This window comes from Massilia cavernae, from assembly GCF_003590855.1.
GTDB classification, from domain to species: Bacteria; Pseudomonadota; Gammaproteobacteria; order Burkholderiales; family Burkholderiaceae_D; genus Telluria_A; species Telluria_A cavernae.
Genome location: NZ_QYUP01000082.1, coordinates 1 through 16,907, shown reverse-complemented (window position 1 = coordinate 16,907; position 16,907 = coordinate 1). Strand labels below are relative to the sequence as shown.

Genomic DNA, 16,907 nt, shown 5'->3' with positions numbered 1-16,907 from the left:
TCGACCAGGTAGGCCACTTCGCCGTCAGGCTTGACGAAGTATTTGCCGGCCGGGCCGCCGACGGTATCGGTCTTGTGCCACACCTTGTAGGTATTGCTGTCCGAAGCTGCCTGCGGGCCTTGCAGCTGGCCGGTAGCGCTCAGCTTGCTGGCGTCCACCCGCAGGTTCGGCGCGACCTGCGCGGCCGGCACATAGACGGTGCTGGCGTCGTTCAGCTTGAGCAGGATCGGGCCAAGGATCAGGGCGGAAGCCAGCGCGCCGGCGAGGATCGCATACTGCTGCAGCTTCGGCGTCGAGCCGACCAGGAAGCCGGTCTTCAGGTCCTGCGAGGTGGTGCCGGCGTTACTGGCGGCGATGCAGACGATGGCGCCGACCGACAGCGCGGTCACGTAGTACTGGCCGCCGGTCCAGCCCATCACCAGGAAGATCAGGCAGGTGAACAGCAGCGTCGCCACCGCCATGCCCGAAATCGGGTTGGACGAGGAACCCACTTCGCCGGTCAGGCGCGACGACACGGTGGCGAACAGGAAGCCGAACACCAGGATCAGCAGCGCGCCGAGGACATTCATGTGCAGCGGGGTGGCCACGGTGATCACGGCGATGATCGACAGGCAGCCGAGGACAACCCACTTCAGCGGGATGTCGCGGTCGGTGCGCACCGATTCGTCCGCCGCGCTGCCCTTGCCCATGCCCGACAGACCGCCCTTCAGGCCATTCCAGATGGTCGGCATTGAGCGAACAAGGCTGATCAGGCCACCGGCGGCAACCGCGCCGGCGCCGATGTACAGCACATAGGCGCTGCGGATGTCGTCCGGACCCATGTCCTTGATCAGCATCGTGCCCGGCGAAACCGGCACGGCCAGCAGATCGCCGAAGAACTTGATCATCGGGATCAGCATCAGGTAGGACAGCACGCCACCGGCAGCCATTGTGGCCGCGATGCGCGGGCCGATGATGTAGCCCACGCCCAGCAGTTCCGGCGACAGCTCGGCGCCGACGGAACCGGCCTTGAGCGGCGCGCCGAACATGAAGTTGGCGGTGTCCTTCCAGCCCTTGAACGAGATATTGGCCACCTTGTACAGCAGGCCGAGGCCGAAGCCGCCGAAGATGATGAAGGCGCGGCGTTTGGCTTCGCGCGCGGCCTCCGACCCGGCTTCGCGGATTTCGCCGGCGGCTTCGCGCGAGGATTCGGTGGCGGCTGCCTTCAGCACTTCGGCGCAGGCGGTGCCTTCCGGGTATTTCAGCTGGTTATGCTGGTCGACGATCATCGTGCGGCGCATCGGGATCATCATCAGGATGCCAAGCAGGGCGCCCAGCACGCCCACCAGCATCACGCGCGATATCTCGAGGTCGAAGCCGAGGATCATAATCGCCGGCATGGTCACGCCAAGGCCGAAGGCGATCGACTCGCCGGCCGAGCCGGCGGTCTGGGTGATGCTGTTCTCGAGGATGGTCGAGTCGCGCCCACCCAGTTTCTTGGCCATGCCGAACAGGGTGATCGCGATGACCGCCACCGGGATCGAAGCGCTGACCGTCAGGCCCACCTTCAGCACCAGGTAAAGCGAGGACGCGCCGAAGATCATGCCAAGCACGATGCCCATCACGAGGGCACGTAAGGTCATTTCGGGCAGCTGCGCCGAAGCCGGTATGTACGGCCTCACCGGGCTGGGTGTCGAATCGTATGGCATGAAGGTGGTCCTTGAGGGAGTTTTTTCGCAGGCGTGACTATCGCACAAGCCTGCCGCGATGGAAAGCGCGGCGATCCCTTCGTTTATAATTCCCGCGTCAGCGCGGTCGGCCGCGCTCCACGTGGAGAGCATGCAGTTTTGACAAATCCATCACGCGCACCGCGCCGCGACCGCGGCTTCATCCTCACCGCACTGCTGCTGGTGCTCGTCGCCATCGGCTTCGGCGCTTGGTACGTCTACAAGCTTGCCTCGAACGTCCCGGCCATCGACGCCGTCACCGACTACGAGCCCAAGATCCCGCTGCGTATCTACACCGCCGACCAGGTCCTGATCGGCGAGTTCGGCATCGAACGGCGCGATTTCGTCCCGATCGACAAAATCCCCGACCTGATGAAGAAGGCGGTGATAGCGATCGAGGACACCCGTTTCTACGAGCATGGCGGCATCGACTGGATCCGCGCGCTCGGCGCCGCGCGCGCCAACCTGAAAGGCGGCTTCCGCGAAGGCGCGTCGACCATCACGATGCAGGTAGCCCGCACCTTCTTCCTGACCCGCGAGAAGCTGGTGTCGCGCAAGATCACCGAAATCGCGCTCGCCTACAAGATCGAATCGGCGTTGAGCAAGGACCAGATCCTCGAGCTGTACATGAACCAGATCTACCTTGGCCAGCGCGCCTACGGCTTTTCCGGCGCGGCGCGCGCCTACTTCGGCAAAACGCTTGGCGAGCTGTCCGTCGCCGAGACCGCGATGCTGGCCGGCCTGCCGCAGAACCCGGCTCGCCACAACCCCGCGGTCAACCCCAAGCGCGCGGCGCAGCGCCAGCACGCGGTCCTGAAGCGCATGCACGAGCTCGGGTATATCACCGAGCCGCAGTACAAGCAGGCGCTGGCCGAACGGCTGCGGGTGCGCCCGAAAGGCCAGGAGTTCGCCACCCACGCCGACTACGTGGCCGAAATGGCGCGCCAGGTCGTATACGAAAAATTCCAGGAAGACGCCTATACAAAAGGGATCCGCGTCACGACGACGATCATGTCGGCCGACCAGGACGCCGCTTACGAATCCGTGCGCCGCAATGTGTTGGCCTACGACCAGCGCCATGGCTACCGCGGGCCGGAAGCCTTCATCGACCTGCCGTCCGACCAGCAGGAGCGCGACCTCGCCATCGACGAAGCGCTGCAGCAGCGTCCTTCCTCCGACGGCCTGATACCGGCGGTGGTGACGGCTGCCTCGCCGCGTTCGGTCAGCGTCGAGACCCGCGACGGCGCCGAACTCGAGATCACCGGCGCCGGCCTGCGGCTGGTGAGCGGCGCGCTGCAGCCGAAAGCGAAGGACAGCGTTCGGATCCGCCCCGGCGCGGTCGTGCGCGTGATGCAGGACCGCAGCAAGGCATGGTCGGTGGTCCAGGTGCCGCAGGTGGCGGCGGCCTTCGTGGCCATCGACGCCAACACCGGCGCCTACCGCGCGCTGGTCGGCGGCTTCGACTACAACCTCCAGAAGTTCAACCACGTGACGCAAGCCTGGCGCCAGCCGGGCAGCGCGATCAAGCCCTTCGTGTACTCGGCCGCGCTGGAAAAAGGCTTTTCGCCGGCCACCATGATCCTCGACGAGGCGCTGGACCTGCCGGGCGAGAACGCCGGCGCCACCTGGTCGCCGCAGAATGACGACGGCAAGTTCGACGGCGTGGTGTCGATGCGCGAGTCGCTGGCCCACTCGAAGAACATCACCACCGTGCGCCTGCTGCGCGCGGTGACGGTGCCGGCCGCCCACGAATACCTGGGCCGCTTCGGCTTCGACCCGCAGCGCCAGCCGAAGAACCTGACGCTGGCGCTCGGCACCGGCGCCGTCACGCCGCTGCAGATGGCGGGCGCGTATGCGGTGTTCGCCAACGGCGGCTACGCGGTCCAGCCCTACGTGGTGGCGAAAGTGGAAGATGCGCGCGGCATGCCGTTGGCCGAGACAAAGCGGCCGGCCGCGCCGCCCGAGGACCAGCGCGTGATCGACCAGCGCAATGCCTTCGTGGTCGATTCGATGCTGCGCGACGTCACCGTCTACGGCACCGGCGCCGCCGCCGGCAGGACACTGGGCCGACCCGACATCGCCGGCAAGACCGGCACCACCAGCGACGCCTTCGACGGCTGGTTCGCCGGCTACGGCGGCAACGTGGTGGCGGTGGCCTGGATGGGCTACGACGACCCGAAATCGCTGGGCGGGCGCGAATTCGGCGCCACCCTGGCGCTGCCGATCTGGATCGACTACATGAAGGTGGCGCTGGCCAGGCGCCCGGCGCAGGAGCGCCCCGCACCCGAGGGCGTGATGCAGGAGGATGGTGGCGACTGGATCTACTCCGAGTACGCAGGCGTCGAGGACTTCAGGTTTATCGACGTCAGCCCGGATGCCGCCGCCGGCACGCCCGAGCAGCCGGAGGCGCCACCGGCCGAGGAACCGGCCCCCGCGCCGCCCCCCTGCGGAATAGCCGCGCACGGTAGCGAAACCGGGAATCCCGGCACGCTGGTACACTTGTTGTCAGTTCAACACCATGTACCGGTCAGGATGCGCCATGCCCCGCCACCCAGCCCCGAGCCCCGTACGCCGCCTGGGCACGGCCGCGATCGCCGTGGTGCTGCTGCTGCCCCTGCCGGCGGCTCCTTCACCAGGGCTTGCGACCTACTTCATCGACGGCTCCCAGACCAGCCCGCGCGTCGAGTACCACAGCTTCGGCTTCCCCAGCCAGGCCCGCTTCAGCCGCACGCGCGGTACCATTACCGTCGACCGGGGGACTCGCACCGGCACGGTCGACGTCGAGATCGAGGCCACATCCGGCAGCACCGGTTACACGCTGTTGGACAGCTTCATGGGCGCCGCGGAAGTGTTCGACACAGCCCAGTTCCCGCTCATCACCTACAGCTCGCCTTCGCTTGGTTTCAGCGGCGACACGCCCGCCTGGGTCGATGGCAGCCTGACGATCAAAGGCATCACCCGGCCGGTACGGCTTGACATCGAGCAGTTCGCCTGCGCGCAGCACCCGGGGCTGGACAAGGAGGTGTGCACGGCCACCGCCGTCGCGAAAATCAAGCGCAGCGATTTCAACGCAGGCAAATACGCGCCGCTGGTCAGCGACGAGGTAACGCTGGTGATCCCGATTGCGGCGGTCAGGCGGTGAGCGGCAGCGCCAGCGGAGACCGCAGCCGGATGATCTGCTCCACCCCGGCGTTGTCCACCACCTTGACACTCTTGAGCACTACCCCATCGTGGTCGATCCAGATTTCCGCCACGTCCGGCACGGTGTGATCCCAGCCTTCCAGCACCACTTCCAGGATCTGGCTCTTTTGATCGTAAACAATACCGATGAGCGGCGCGAACTGGGATTCGACCTGGGCGCCGATTTTCAGCGACTGGACGTCGATCTCTGCCTGCATGCCGGGCAGGCGCTTGGAAACGGCATCGAAATATGCGTGCCAGGCCTGCTTGTCGAGCTTTTCGATACTCATGATGTGCTCCTTCCTCCGCCTACATAATAGGACCCGCGAGGACGCCGGAAATTCCCGCCTGCGCGGTGATCGAGACAATCCATATTAGCACCGTGGGGTAGAATCCCCCACCGATACACCATACGTGCAGGACCTCATGCTGAAGAATTGGATTGCCCGCCTGTTCGGCGCCGCGCCCGCGGAGGGACACGTGCGCGCCGCGCCGGAGCCGAAGGCGCCGGACAATACCCCGGCGCCGGGTCCCGGCGCCGGCGATCCGCCCCTTGGCCCCGGCAACATCGACGCCCTGTTTTACCGCTGGGTAACAGGCACCGGCCAGCGAGACACGCCGCCCGGCGCAGACAAGCCTATCCTCGACGAACTGGCGCGCCTGGTCGCCTCGCCCTCGTCCGGCGCCGAACTGATGCCGCGCGTGCCGGCCGTGATCCCGCAACTGCTGCGCAGCCTGCGCGACGACAGCGTCACCAGCGCCGACCTGGCGCGCCAGCTGTCGCAAGACGCCGTGCTGGTGGCCGAGGTCATCCGCGAAGTCAACAGCCCCTGGTACCGGCCTACCGTTCCGGTACGCAACCTCGAAGGCGCGGTGATGCTGCTGGGACAAAACGGCCTGCGCATGCTGCTTGCGCGCGTTGCCTTCCGTCCCATCATCAGCATGCAGGCCGGCTATTTCGCGCGCATGGTCGCGCCCCACATCTGGGCCGAGTCGGAAAAGTGCGCGCTGGCGTCCAGCCTGCTGGCCACGCGCATGCGGGTCGATCCCTTCGAAGCCTACCTGGCCGGGATGATGCAGAATGTGGGGCCGATCGTCGCCTTCCGCGTGATCGACCTGGTGTGCACCGACCAGCAGCTGCCGCATTCGGACGAATTCTGCGCCCAGCTGTTCCGCGACGCCCACACCCTGTCGAGCCGGATCGCAGCGCTGTGGGATTTCCCGGCGCCGGTGGCGGACGCCATCGGCCAGCTCGGCGAGCCAAACAGCCCGCCGCTGGCGCAGGCGCTGGCCTTCGGCGACCAGGTCGCCAAGCTGCGCATGCTGGTCGACGCCGGCCAGCTCGACCCCGGCATACCGGGCCGGATGTTCCCTGCGGCCCAGGATGTATTCGACAAAATCAAAAGCGAGGAAGATTAATGGCGTTTCAGATTGAGCACAAACTGGTGATCGGCGTGGCATCGAGCGCGCTGTTCGACCTGACCGGGTCGCACCAGGTCTATCTCGACAGCGGCCCGGAGGAATACCGCAAGTACCAGGAACAGAACATCGACGTCATCCTCGGCAAGGGCGTGGCCTTTCCCTTCATCCGCCGCTTCCTCAACATTAACAAGTGCTTCCCGCGCCAGTCGCCGGTCGAAGTGGTGCTCTTCTCGCGCAACTCGCCCGAAACCGGCCTGCGCGTGATGCGCTCGATCGCCCACTATGGCCTCGACATCTCGCGCGCCGCCTTCGTCACGGGCAAGCCGCCTTACCCGTATCTTCCGGCCTTCAATACCTCCTTGTTCCTGTCGGCGCACGAAGAGGACGTGCGCAAGGCCATCGATGCGAACTATCCGGCGGGACTGGTGCTTCCATCGAAGATCGTCGACGAGGATGACGACATGGAGCTGCGGGTCGCCTTCGATTTCGACGGCGTGATCGCGGACGACGAGTCCGAGACCGTCTTCAAGCGCAACAACGACCTCGGCGAATTCCACGCGCATGAAACGCAGCATGTGGCGGTGCCGCACCAGCCAGGCCCGCTGGCCGACATGTTCCAGAAGCTGGCCCTGATGCAGCGTCTCGAAGAGCGCATGCAGCGGCGCGACCCGGACTACAAGCGGGTCCTGCGCATCGCCATCATCACCGCCCGCAACGCGCCCTCGCACGAGCGGGTGGTCACCACGCTCAAGAGCTGGGGCGTGTCGGCCAACGAGACCTTCTTCCTGGGCGGGATGAACAAGGCCCGTGTGCTATCGGTGTTCAAGCCGCACATCTTCTTCGACGACCAGTTGGCCCACCTGAAGGCTTCCCCCGGCGGGACGATACCGATGGTGCATGTGCCGTTCGGCGTGGCAAACCGCGCGCGGCTATAATGTTCCACCCACAAGCAATTGCACTCAAACGCCTGCATGCCCTTCGATTTAAAGAAAGCCCTTCCCAAGACCGGCACCCGGTTTGCGCTGCCAACCCTGTACGGGTCGTCGGACGCGTACGCGCTGTCGGTGGCCGCGCTCGAACTCAAGCAATCCGGCAAGATGCTGGCCGTGATCGTGGCAAGCGCCAGCGACGCCCAGCGCCTGCTCGACGAGATCCCGTGGTTCGCGCAAGACAAGCTGGCCTGCCACCTGCTGCCCGACTGGGAAACCCTGCCTTACGACGCCTTCTCGCCGCACCAGGACCTGGTCTCCGAGCGCCTGGCCACGCTGCACGAAATCCAGAACGGCCAGTGCGACGTGCTGCTGGTGCCGGCCACCACCGCGCTGGTGCGCCTCGCGCCGCCGTCCTTCCTGGCCGCCTACACCTTCTTCTTCAAGCAGGGCGAAAAGCTGGACGAGGCGCGCCTGAAGTCGCAGCTGACGCTGGCCGGCTACACCCACGTGTCGCAGGTGATGTCGCCTGGCGAATACTCGGTGCGCGGCGGCCTGATCGACCTGTTCCCGATGGGTTCCGCCTTGCCCTACCGGCTCGACCTGTTCGGCGACGAGATCGAAACCATCCGCACCTTCGACGCCGACACCCAGCGTTCGCTCTACCCGGTGCGCGAAGTGCGCCTGCTGCCTGGCCGCGAGTTCCCGATGGACGAAGCGGCGCGCACCGCCTTCCGCAGCCGCTGGCGCGAACGCTTCGAAGGCGATCCGTCGCGCTCGGTCGTCTACAAGGACATCAGCAGCGGCATCGCCTCGGCCGGCATCGAATACTACCTGCCGCTGTTCTTCGACGGCACCGCCACCCTGTTCGATTACCTTCCCGAAGGCGCCACACTGGCGATGGTGGGCGACATCGACGCCGCCATCAAGCGCTTCACGCTCGACACCGAATCGCGCTACCGCTTCCTGAAGTCCGACCGCGACCGTCCGCTCCTGACGCCGGACGAGCTGTTCCTCGGCGACGAGAACTTCTTCACGCTGGCCAAGCCCTACCCGCGCTGGTCGATCGCGAAGGACAACGACGGCCAAGCCTCCGAGCTGTCGGCGCCGATTCCCAACATCGCCGTCAACCGCCGCCTGGACGACCCGCTGGCCAACCTGCGCGCCTACCTGCTGCGCGACGGCCGCCGCGTGATGATCTGCGCCGAATCGAACGGCCGCCGCGAAACCCTGCAGCAGTACTTCGCCGAGTACGACCTGCAACTGGCGCCGGTCGAAGGCTTCGAAGGCTTCCGCGCGACCCAGGCAAAACTGGCGCTTGGCGTCGCGCCGCTGCAGTCGGGCTTCGAACTGCTCGACGCCGGCGTGGGCGAGCTGGTGTTCATCACCGAGACCGAGCTGTATGCGGGCTCGGGCCGCCGTGTCGGCACGAAGAAGCAGGAAGCCACCACCCAGGTCGAAGCGATGGTGCGCGACCTGTCGGAGCTGAAGATCGGCGACCCGGTGGTCCACATCAACCACGGCATCGGGCGCTACATGGGCCTGGCCAGCATGGACCTGGGCGAAGGCGAAACCGAATTCCTGCACCTGGAATACGCCAAGGACACCAAGCTGTACGTGCCAGTGTCGCAGCTGCACGTGATCTCGCGCTACTCGGGCGGCTCGCCGGAAGACGCGCCGCTGCACTCGCTCGGCTCCGGCCAGTGGGAAAAGGCCAAGCGCAAGGCGGCCGAACAGGTGCGCGACACTGCAGCCGAACTGCTCAACCTGTACGCGCGCCGCGCCGCGCGCCAGGGCCACTCCTTCGAATACTCGGCGCACGACTACCAGAATTTCGCCGACAGCTTCGGCTTCGACGAAACGCCCGACCAGATGGAAGCGATCACCAACGTGATCAAGGACATGACCTCTGGTAAGCCGATGGACCGGCTGGTGTGCGGCGACGTCGGCTTCGGCAAGACCGAAGTCGCATTGCGCGCCGCCTTCATCGCCGTCATGGGCGGCAAGCAGGTCGCGATCCTGGCGCCGACCACCCTGCTCGCGGAGCAGCACGCCCAGACCTTCGCCGACCGCTTCGCCGACTGGCCGGTTCGCATCGCCGAGCTGTCGCGCTTCAGGACCGGCAAGGAAATCACCACCGCCATCAAGGGCATGGCCGACGGCACGCTGGACATCGTGATCGGCACCCACAAGCTGCTGTCGCCCGACGTGAAGTTCGACCGGCTCGGCCTGGTCATCATCGACGAGGAGCACCGCTTCGGCGTGCGCCAGAAGGAAGCCTTGAAAGCGCTGCGCGCCGAAGTTGACGTGCTGACGCTGACCGCAACGCCGATCCCGCGCACGCTGGGCATGGCGCTGGAAGGCTTGCGCGACTTCTCGATCATCGCCACCGCGCCGCAAAAGCGCCTTGCGATCAAGACCTTTGTGCGCGGCGAGGACGGCTCGATCATCCGCGAAGCCTGCCTGCGCGAACTCAAGCGCGGCGGCCAGATCTACTTCCTGCACAACGAGGTCGAGACCATCCAGAACCGCCTGGCGATGCTGCAGGAACTGCTGCCCGAGGCGCGCATCGGCGTGGCCCACGGCCAGATGCATGAGCGCGACCTGGAAAAAGTGATGCGCGACTTCGTGGCGCAGCGCTACAACATTTTGCTGTGCACGACCATCATCGAAACCGGCATCGACGTGCCGACTGCGAACACCATCATCATGCACCGCGCCGACAAGTTCGGCCTGGCGCAGCTGCACCAGCTGCGCGGCCGCGTCGGACGCTCGCATCACCAGGCCTATGCCTACCTGCTGGTCAACGACGTATCCGGCCTGTCGAAGCAGGCGCAGCGCAGGCTGGACGCGATCCAGCAGATGGAAGAACTGGGCAGCGGCTTCTTCCTGGCGATGCACGACCTCGAGATCCGCGGCGCCGGCGAAGTGCTGGGCGAAAACCAGTCCGGCGAGATGCTCGAAGTAGGCTTCCAGCTGTATTCCGACATGCTGAACGAGGCGGTACGCTCGCTGAAGGCCGGCAAGGAGCCCGACCTGGCGGCGCCGCTGGCCACCACCACCGAAATCAACCTGCACGTCCCCGCCCTGCTGCCGTCCGACTTCTGCGGCGACGTGCACGAACGCCTGTCGATCTACAAGCGCCTGGCCAACTGCGAGCGCCAGGACCGCATCGACGACATGCAGGAAGAGCTGATCGACCGTTTCGGCAAGCTGCCGGATGCCGTCAAGGCGCTGATCGAAACCCACCGCCTGCGCGTCGCCGCCAGGGACGTCGGCATCGTCAAGATCGACGTGCACGGCGAAGCCGCCAGCCTGCAGTTCATGGTTAACCCGCCTATCGATTCGATCCGCATCATCACGCTGATCCAGAAGAACCGCCACATCAAGCTGGCGGGCCAGGACAAGCTGAAGATCATCGCCAGCATGCCGGACCTGGCGGCGCGCGTGAACCAGGTGAAGCAAACCATCAAACAACTACTGTCCTGATTCGAACCACATGAAGATGAACCTGGTACTACAGGGGCCGGATGCGAGCCCCGACAACCTTGCCCGCATCGCGGCCCTTGCCGCCCCTGCCCGCATCGTCGAGCTGGGCGAACGCGCAATCCGCTGCGAAGGCGTCGACTATTCGCTGGAACTGAAGCAGGCGGTGGAACTGGCGGCGCACACGCAGCGGATGGACGCGACCTTCATCGAGGCCGGCCGCAGGCTGAAGGATTTCGGGCTGGTGGCGATGGACATGGATTCCACCCTGATCACGATCGAATGCATCGACGAGATCGCGGACATGCAGGGACTCAAGCCACAGGTGGCCGAGATTACCGAGGCGGCCATGCGCGGCGAGCTGGATTTCTCGGACAGCCTGAAACGGCGCGTGGCGCTGCTCGAAGGGCTGGACGCGGGCGCGCTTGGACGCGTGTACGACGAGCGGCTGCAGATTTCTATGGGTGGCGAGGCGATGCTGGATGCGGTCAAGGCTGCCGGCTTGAAGACGCTGCTGGTGTCGGGCGGGTTTACCTTCTTTACCGAGCGCCTGCAGAAGCGGCTGGGGCTCGATGTCGTGCATGCGAACGTGCTGGAGATCGTCGACGGCAAGCTGACCGGGCGCGTGGTCGGCGGGATTGTCGATGCGGAGGAAAAGAAGAGGACCGTGGAGCGGGTTTGCGCGGAGCTGGGGATCTCGGCGAAGCAGGCGATTGTCATGGGCGACGGGGCGAATGACCTGAAGATGATGGGCGTCGCGGGATTGTCGGTGGCGTTCAGGGCGAAGCCGGTGGTGTATCAGCAGGCGTCGGTGGCGCTGAATTTTTCGGGGCTGGATGGCCTGCTGAATATCCTGGCGGAGTAAGTTCAACATAAAAACACCGACACCGGCCCATAAAGCCGGCTCGGTATCAATGTTGTATCTGCTTGTAACAAGACGTAATCCCCCAGCAAATGGGGTCAAATTTCCCTATAGTGTGGATACCAGCCGGAGAATCCACCATGAAAACCCCTCTTATCATCGCAGCCGCAGCGATCCTGACCGGCTGCGCAACTTATCCTGACACCCAGTATGGTTACGCCCAATCCGGCGATCCATCCCAATGGCGCGTCGTTTCCGTCACACCCGTGCCGCCCGGCACTGGCGACCGCGTCGCTGCTGCTTCGCGGGACGGATCGCGCGTCCAATATTCGTCGCAGCCGATAACGACCGCGCCGGTATATGCCGCGCAACCTGTTTACAGCCAGCCTTCCTATTACTATCCGCCGGTGTACGCCCAGCCTTCCTACTACTATCCGCCGGTGTCCCTGAGCCTTGGCTTCGTGTTCGGCAAGCACTGGAGCAGCGGTCGCCACCACCACCGGGGACATCACGGCCGCGGCCGCCACTGATCGTCAGTCCGGCAAGTCCTTGACATCCTCCCCTTCGTGAACGGAAGGGGATTCCCACTGCTGGCGTCTGATGCCCCAGACGGAAGCCGGACTGAAAGAGCCCAGCTTCTTATTCAATCCGCAGGATATCTCTCGACCTCGCCTAAGGCGACTGCGGATTGGAAAAAGCGGTACTAGTAAATCATGCCCCAGCGCGTAATCGCATACTGAAGCACTTGAGGAGTTTGACCGTGGACCAACACCAAAGTTCAAAACATTTTATCGCTTGGACGGCTGCGGGCGCTTCGCGCCCGGCTCCTTTCACTCCCCGCCCTGAAGAGGGTGTCGCAAAACGTTTTTCTGCGATCACATCAGGCCCGGGCGATGTTGTGGTTGAGGACGCAAGCCAAAAAAAACGCGGCATGCGGCCGAAAAAACGTATGCGCCCCTCTGAGAGCGTATGGAACGGCGTAAAAGTAGAAAAACAGCGCCCTCAGCAGGGCAACCGCTCTGGACAAGCTGTACGCCATGACATGTAAGGCAAATTCGCGCTTGACCGCCTGTAGCCCACGTCGGCGAAAGCGATCCAGGCCCTGCTGATCGCGCAGGCTGCTGAACACTGGTTCGACGATCGCCTTGCGCTGGCTGAAAATGTAGCGCGCCTGGCGATGCTGCATCACGAGACGAAGCGCGTCCCGTTGTTCATCCTCGGGGTAGCGTTTGATGCGCCGCCCTTGCGCGGCCTTCGTACAGTTCGCACGCAGGCGGCAAGCTGTGCAGCTTGATGCCGCATACACGCTCACTGCCCGCGTGCGCGGTGTTTCTCCGCATTTGGAAATGAGGACCAAGGTTTGGCCGGCAGGGCATCGGTAAGTGTCGGTATGCGCGTCGTAGGTGAATGCGCTCTTGTGGTACAGCCCCTCCTCTTTGGTCTTGGCAGGCCACTGGCCCTCCGGACACAACAAGCTGATATCGCGTGTGAGCGTCGCGTCAATCACTTCATCATCGAAGTAGCCGGCGTCGAGCAGCAATTCCCTGACATCTTCTCCAGTCACGCGTGCACTTTGATCGAGCATCGGTGCGATCACCTTCGTCTCGCTCGATGGATCGATTTCGAAGGCTGTGATGATTCTGTCTGGATTTGCCAGTACCGATGGTTTGTACGACGCCGCAAACCCGTGTCCACGTTTCAGGCGCTGTACCATGGCCTCCGGTTCGCTGCCGCTGATACGCAAGGTCTCGACATTCTTGCCATTGCTGCGGCGCGCAGTCTGGCGCTGCTCGAAGAGTTCCTGGCATCGCGCACTGCGTTCCTGTTCCTGCTGCGCCGCCTGATTCTCCGGTGTGCGTTCTACGGCCTGGTGCGCCGCTGTTGCGCGCGCCTTGACGGCCTCTTCCTTGAGCAGATTGTAGTGCGAGCAAGCCGCTTCAATAACGGTGCCGTCACCGGCCAACCGAGCGCTGCCAGAACCCGTCGCTTTCAAAATCGACCCGGTCAGCGATTCAAAGAAATCCCGGGTCAGCGACGCTTCATGCTGGACGATGAAGCGTCCGATGTTGGCATGGTCCGGCGCGATGCCGCCGGTCACCCACATGCATCCGAGATCGAGTCGCGCCAGCCGTTCCAATTCGCGCAGGGAATGCACCCCTTGCATCACGCCGTACAGGATCAGGCCGACCATCAGTTGCGGCGCATAGGGAGCGCGGCCAGTTGCAGCGTAGCGCCGCTCAAACGCTTGCCAGTCTTGTGCTCCGAGCAGACGGGCCACGGTAAATGGAGCATGCTGGCCAGAACGCTTCAGATGTTCTTCCAGACGCATCGTCCCCAGGAAAATGGCGTTGGCATCGCCCGTCACGAAACGCCGACCGCTATGGACCGCCGTTTGCAGAGCCGGCGCATCCGAACCTGCCGGCACGCCGCCAAACAAATCGTACTGCGGATCGTCGGGCGAAGGTAATTTGCGGGTGCTGCTCATTGTCGGTTCCTGGCATTTCATTCTGAGCAATATTTTATCGCGCAGAGGGCTTTTGCGACACCCTCTGAAGTACAGGGTTTCTCGGAGCAATTCTGATGAAATAATTGCGGGGGCGTATCCATTCGGGTACGCCCCCGCTTTCTCCTCCCTGTCGACCTCTTCTCGCGTTCGCACGCATGCGTACAGCGAACTTGGCAATCACGACATACAATGGCTATATTGACCACATTGCTCAGGAGGAGGAATCCATGGCTGACCCGCTTCATATCGTTTGTCCCCACTGCGACGCGGTCAACCGCATCGCGCAAGACCGGCTGGCCGACCAGCCAGTGTGCGGCAAGTGCGGGCGCGAGTTATTCATGGGCAAGCCGCTGGACGTGAGCAGCGCGCGCTTCGGACGGCATATCGGGCGCAGCGACATTCCCGTGCTGGTCGATTTCTGGGCGGCGTGGTGCGGCCCGTGCAAGATGATGGCGCCCGCCTTCCACCAGGCCGCCCAACGGCTCGAGCCGAATATCCGCCTGGTCAAGGTCGACACCGAGAACTGCCAGGACCTGGCCGCGCGCTACAACATCCGCTCCATTCCTACCATTGCCTTGTTCCACGGCGGCGTCGAAGTGGCACGCCAGCCCGGCGCCATGGATGCCGGCGGCATCGTCGCCTGGACCCAGGCCAACCTGCCCGCCACGGCGCGCTGACCGAATCGCCCACTACCGAAGAAGGAAACAAGCCATGTCGCAAACGCTCGTCCTGGACGGAAAGCTCTCCGACGCCAAGCAGCTGGGCCGCATCCTGTATGTGATCCACGGGCTCACGTTCTTCTTTTCGCTCGGCCTGCTGTCGATCCTGCCGGTGCTGGCCAACTATGTGAAGCGCCCGGATTCGGAAGGCACCTTCGTGCACAGCCACCATACCTGGATGATCCGCTCGTTCTGGTACTACGCCTTGTGGATGACCCTGGGCGGCCTGCTGTTCATTACCATCATCGGGATTCCGGTCGCGTGGCTGATGTGGTGCGCCGCGTGGATCTGGAAAGCCTACCGGCTGATCCGCGGCTTCGTCGACCTGAACAACAACAGGGCCATGTACAACTGAGCCGCCGCCACAGGCTTAGAGTTTGGCCAGCGCCTGTTCGATGTCCGCGATCAGGTCCGCGGTGTCTTCCAGGCCGATGTTGAAGCGCACCAGCATGCCGCCGTCGTGCCAGTTCTTGCGCATCGCCTGGATCCGATACGGCATCACAAGGCTGTTGGCGCCGCCCCAGCTATAGCCGAGACCGAACAGCTCCAGGCTGTCGACGAAGCGGTCGGTCTGTTGTTCCGTATAGCGCGCGTCAAACAGCACCGAGAACAATCCGCCCGCGCCCGTGAAGTCGCGCTTCCAGTTCTCATGTCCCGGGCAGTCCTCGAAGGCCGGATGCAGCACGCGCGTGATCTCGGGGCGCGCCTTCAGCCAGGCCGCGACCTTGCGCGCGCTGGCGTCGTGCGCTTCGAAGCGCAGCTTCATGCTCGGCAGCCCGCGCATCACCAGGAAGGCGTCGTCGGCGCTGACGCCCATCCCAAGGCGCATGTGCGCCATCGCCAGGCGGTCGTTGAGCGCAGCGTCGCGCGTCACCAATGCGCCCATCAACACGTCGGAGCCGCCCGACTGGTACTTTGTCAGCGCCTGCATCACGATGTCCACGCCCATGTCGAAGCCGCGCAGCGCCAGGCCGGCCGACCAGGTGTTGTCGAGGGCGACCAGAACGCCATGTTCGTGCGCCGCCTTGCAGATGGCCGGCAGGTCCGGCACTTCCATCGATACCGATCCCGGCGCCTCGGTCCAGACCAGCTTCGTATTCGGCTGGATCAGCCCGGCGATGCCGGCGCCAACCAAGGGGTCGTAGTAGCGCGCGGTGATGCCGTAGTCGGCGGTGAGCCAGCGGCCGAGTTCGCGGTTCGGGTTGTAGACGTTGTCGGGCAGGAGCACGTCGTCGCTGGTTTTCAGCAGCGCGAAGTCGACCATCGCGATGGCGGCCAGACCGCTCGGCGCCAGCAGGCAGTGGGTGCCGCCTTCCAGTTCGGCCAGGCGCGCTTCCAGCGTGAAGGTGGTGGGCGTGCCGTGCAGGCCGTAGGTATAGGCGGTCTTGTTTTTCCAGTCGCCCGAGCGCATCGCCGCGACATCCTTGAACAGCACCGTGGACGCGTGGTGGATCGCCGGCGGGTAGGCGTCGAAGCCTTCGGGCGCGGTGTAGTCGGGGTGGATCAGGGTGGTTTGGAGGGATTTTTTTGTCATGGCCGCAGGGTGTGCATGCGGATGCGCTGCGCTTATCCGCCCTACGTACCGTGGCCTGCAACCCGTAGGGTGGATAAGCCCGAAGGGCGCATCCGCCGTCTTTCAACTTACATTAAACGACAGTCGCCCACTGGTCGTGCGCGTCAGCCTGGGTAATCACGACGTCGGCAAACTCGCCGACCACCAGCTTCTTGCCCGGCACCAGCGAGCGCTTGATGTGCACCACGCCGTCGATCTCGGCGCATCAGCCGCCGAACGGCCGATCGCTTCCTTGGCGCCCACCTCGTCGACCAGCACGCGCACGGTCTTGCCGACCTTGGCCTGCAGGCGCTTTGCGGAAATCTCTTCCTGCAACAGCATCACGCGCGCGCGGCGCTCTTCGCGCACTTCTTCCGGCACCGGATCGGCGATCTCGTTCGCGGTCGCGCCTTCCACCGGCGAGTAGGCGAAGCAGCCCAGGCGGTCGATCTGCGCTTCCTTCAGGAAGTCGAGCAGGTATTCGAACTCTTCCTCGGTCTCGCCCGGAAAGCCGGCGATGAAGGTGGAGCGGATCACGAGGTCCG

At 64.5% G+C, this 16,907-nt stretch carries 12 protein-coding genes and 2 pseudogenes; 9 read left to right on the top strand and 5 right to left on the bottom strand.

Annotated elements, in window-relative coordinates; all coding sequences use genetic code 11:
* On the bottom strand, positions 1 to 1,688 hold a 1,688-nt coding region (locus D3872_RS08300), incomplete at its 3' end, for an OPT family oligopeptide transporter (protein ID WP_119810331.1).
* A 138-nt stretch (positions 1,689 to 1,826) separates the two neighbouring features.
* On the opposite strand from D3872_RS08300, the pseudogene D3872_RS08295 reads away from it, so the two are divergent.
* Both D3872_RS08295 and D3872_RS08290 read left to right on the top strand, forming a co-directional pair.
* A pseudogene (locus tag D3872_RS08295) lies at positions 1,827 to 4,151 on the top strand (penicillin-binding protein 1A); the annotation flags it as partial.
* 73 nt (positions 4,152 to 4,224) lie between these two features.
* Positions 4,225 to 4,848, top strand: a complete 624-nt coding sequence (locus D3872_RS08290) for a YceI family protein (protein WP_119810330.1) — start codon at positions 4,225 to 4,227, stop codon at positions 4,846 to 4,848.
* On the opposite strand, the gene D3872_RS08285 is transcribed toward D3872_RS08290, so the two are convergent.
* Entirely contained in the window at positions 4,838 to 5,176 is a 339-nt protein-coding gene (locus tag D3872_RS08285) for a DUF5335 family protein (protein ID WP_119810328.1), read from the bottom strand. The two genes, D3872_RS08290 and D3872_RS08285, sit on opposite strands and share 11 nt — an antisense overlap.
* Positions 5,177 to 5,312: 136 nt before the next feature.
* Between D3872_RS08285 and D3872_RS08280 the strand changes: the two genes are divergently transcribed.
* The 5 genes from D3872_RS08280 to D3872_RS08260 all read left to right on the top strand — a co-directional run bounded on the left by D3872_RS08280 (position 5,313) and on the right by D3872_RS08260 (position 12,115).
* Complete coding sequence (locus D3872_RS08280; RefSeq protein WP_119810327.1) at positions 5,313 to 6,305, top strand: HDOD domain-containing protein; 993 nt, start codon at positions 5,313 to 5,315, stop codon at positions 6,303 to 6,305.
* Positions 6,305 to 7,243, top strand: a complete 939-nt coding sequence (locus D3872_RS08275; RefSeq protein ID WP_119810326.1) for a 5'-nucleotidase — start codon at positions 6,305 to 6,307, stop codon at positions 7,241 to 7,243. Before D3872_RS08280 ends, D3872_RS08275 begins: the two co-directional genes overlap by 1 nt.
* A 36-nt stretch (positions 7,244 to 7,279) precedes the next feature.
* A complete protein-coding gene (gene mfd / locus D3872_RS08270; RefSeq protein ID WP_119810325.1) occupies positions 7,280 to 10,726 on the top strand; it encodes a transcription-repair coupling factor in 3,447 nt (1,148 codons plus the stop codon).
* Between the two features lie 16 nt (positions 10,727 to 10,742).
* Positions 10,743 to 11,588: a phosphoserine phosphatase SerB gene (serB, locus tag D3872_RS08265; protein ID WP_119810329.1), complete on the top strand. Its 846-nt coding sequence runs from the start codon at positions 10,743 to 10,745 to the stop codon at positions 11,586 to 11,588.
* A 137-nt stretch (positions 11,589 to 11,725) separates the two neighbouring features.
* Positions 11,726 to 12,115 (top strand): hypothetical protein, encoded by a 390-nt coding sequence (locus tag D3872_RS08260; protein WP_119810324.1) that lies wholly within the window; start codon positions 11,726 to 11,728, stop codon positions 12,113 to 12,115.
* A 350-nt stretch (positions 12,116 to 12,465) separates the two neighbouring features.
* Here D3872_RS08260 and D3872_RS25630 read toward each other — a convergent pair whose 3' ends face one another.
* Positions 12,466 to 14,070: a transposase gene (locus D3872_RS25630; protein ID WP_182915730.1), complete on the bottom strand. Its 1,605-nt coding sequence runs from the start codon at positions 14,068 to 14,070 to the stop codon at positions 12,466 to 12,468.
* 248 nt (positions 14,071 to 14,318) lie between these two features.
* Here D3872_RS25630 and trxC point away from each other — a divergent pair, with 248 nt between their 5' ends.
* Positions 14,319 to 14,768: a thioredoxin TrxC gene (gene trxC / locus D3872_RS08250; protein ID WP_119810323.1), complete on the top strand. Its 450-nt coding sequence runs from the start codon at positions 14,319 to 14,321 to the stop codon at positions 14,766 to 14,768.
* Between the two features lie 34 nt (positions 14,769 to 14,802).
* Positions 14,803 to 15,165 (top strand): DUF4870 family protein, encoded by a 363-nt coding sequence (locus tag D3872_RS08245; protein WP_119810322.1) that lies wholly within the window; start codon positions 14,803 to 14,805, stop codon positions 15,163 to 15,165.
* 15 nt (positions 15,166 to 15,180) lie between these two features.
* On the opposite strand, the gene D3872_RS08240 is transcribed toward D3872_RS08245, so the two are convergent.
* Positions 15,181 to 16,344, bottom strand: a complete 1,164-nt coding sequence (locus D3872_RS08240; protein WP_119810321.1) for a cystathionine beta-lyase — start codon at positions 16,342 to 16,344, stop codon at positions 15,181 to 15,183.
* 112 nt (positions 16,345 to 16,456) lie between these two features.
* A pseudogene (rimO, locus tag D3872_RS08235) lies at positions 16,457 to 16,907 on the bottom strand (30S ribosomal protein S12 methylthiotransferase RimO); the annotation flags it as partial.

What these genes read in the sequence shown, in the direction of transcription:
- D3872_RS08290 (WP_119810330.1), top strand. Translation starts at nt 4,225, where the DNA reads ATGTACCGGTCAGGATGCGCCATGCCCCGCCACCCAGCCCCGAGCCCC.
- D3872_RS08285 (WP_119810328.1), bottom strand. Translation starts at nt 5,176, where the DNA reads ATGAGTATCGAAAAGCTCGACAAGCAGGCCTGGCACGCATATTTCGAT.
- D3872_RS08280 (WP_119810327.1), top strand. Translation starts at nt 5,313, where the DNA reads ATGCTGAAGAATTGGATTGCCCGCCTGTTCGGCGCCGCGCCCGCGGAG.
- D3872_RS08275 (WP_119810326.1), top strand. Translation starts at nt 6,305, where the DNA reads ATGGCGTTTCAGATTGAGCACAAACTGGTGATCGGCGTGGCATCGAGC.
- mfd (WP_119810325.1), top strand. Translation starts at nt 7,280, where the DNA reads ATGCCCTTCGATTTAAAGAAAGCCCTTCCCAAGACCGGCACCCGGTTT.
- serB (WP_119810329.1), top strand. Translation starts at nt 10,743, where the DNA reads ATGAACCTGGTACTACAGGGGCCGGATGCGAGCCCCGACAACCTTGCC.
- D3872_RS08260 (WP_119810324.1), top strand. Translation starts at nt 11,726, where the DNA reads ATGAAAACCCCTCTTATCATCGCAGCCGCAGCGATCCTGACCGGCTGC.
- D3872_RS25630 (WP_182915730.1), bottom strand. Translation starts at nt 14,070, where the DNA reads ATGAGCAGCACCCGCAAATTACCTTCGCCCGACGATCCGCAGTACGAT.
- trxC (WP_119810323.1), top strand. Translation starts at nt 14,319, where the DNA reads ATGGCTGACCCGCTTCATATCGTTTGTCCCCACTGCGACGCGGTCAAC.
- D3872_RS08245 (WP_119810322.1), top strand. Translation starts at nt 14,803, where the DNA reads ATGTCGCAAACGCTCGTCCTGGACGGAAAGCTCTCCGACGCCAAGCAG.
- D3872_RS08240 (WP_119810321.1), bottom strand. Translation starts at nt 16,344, where the DNA reads ATGACAAAAAAATCCCTCCAAACCACCCTGATCCACCCCGACTACACC.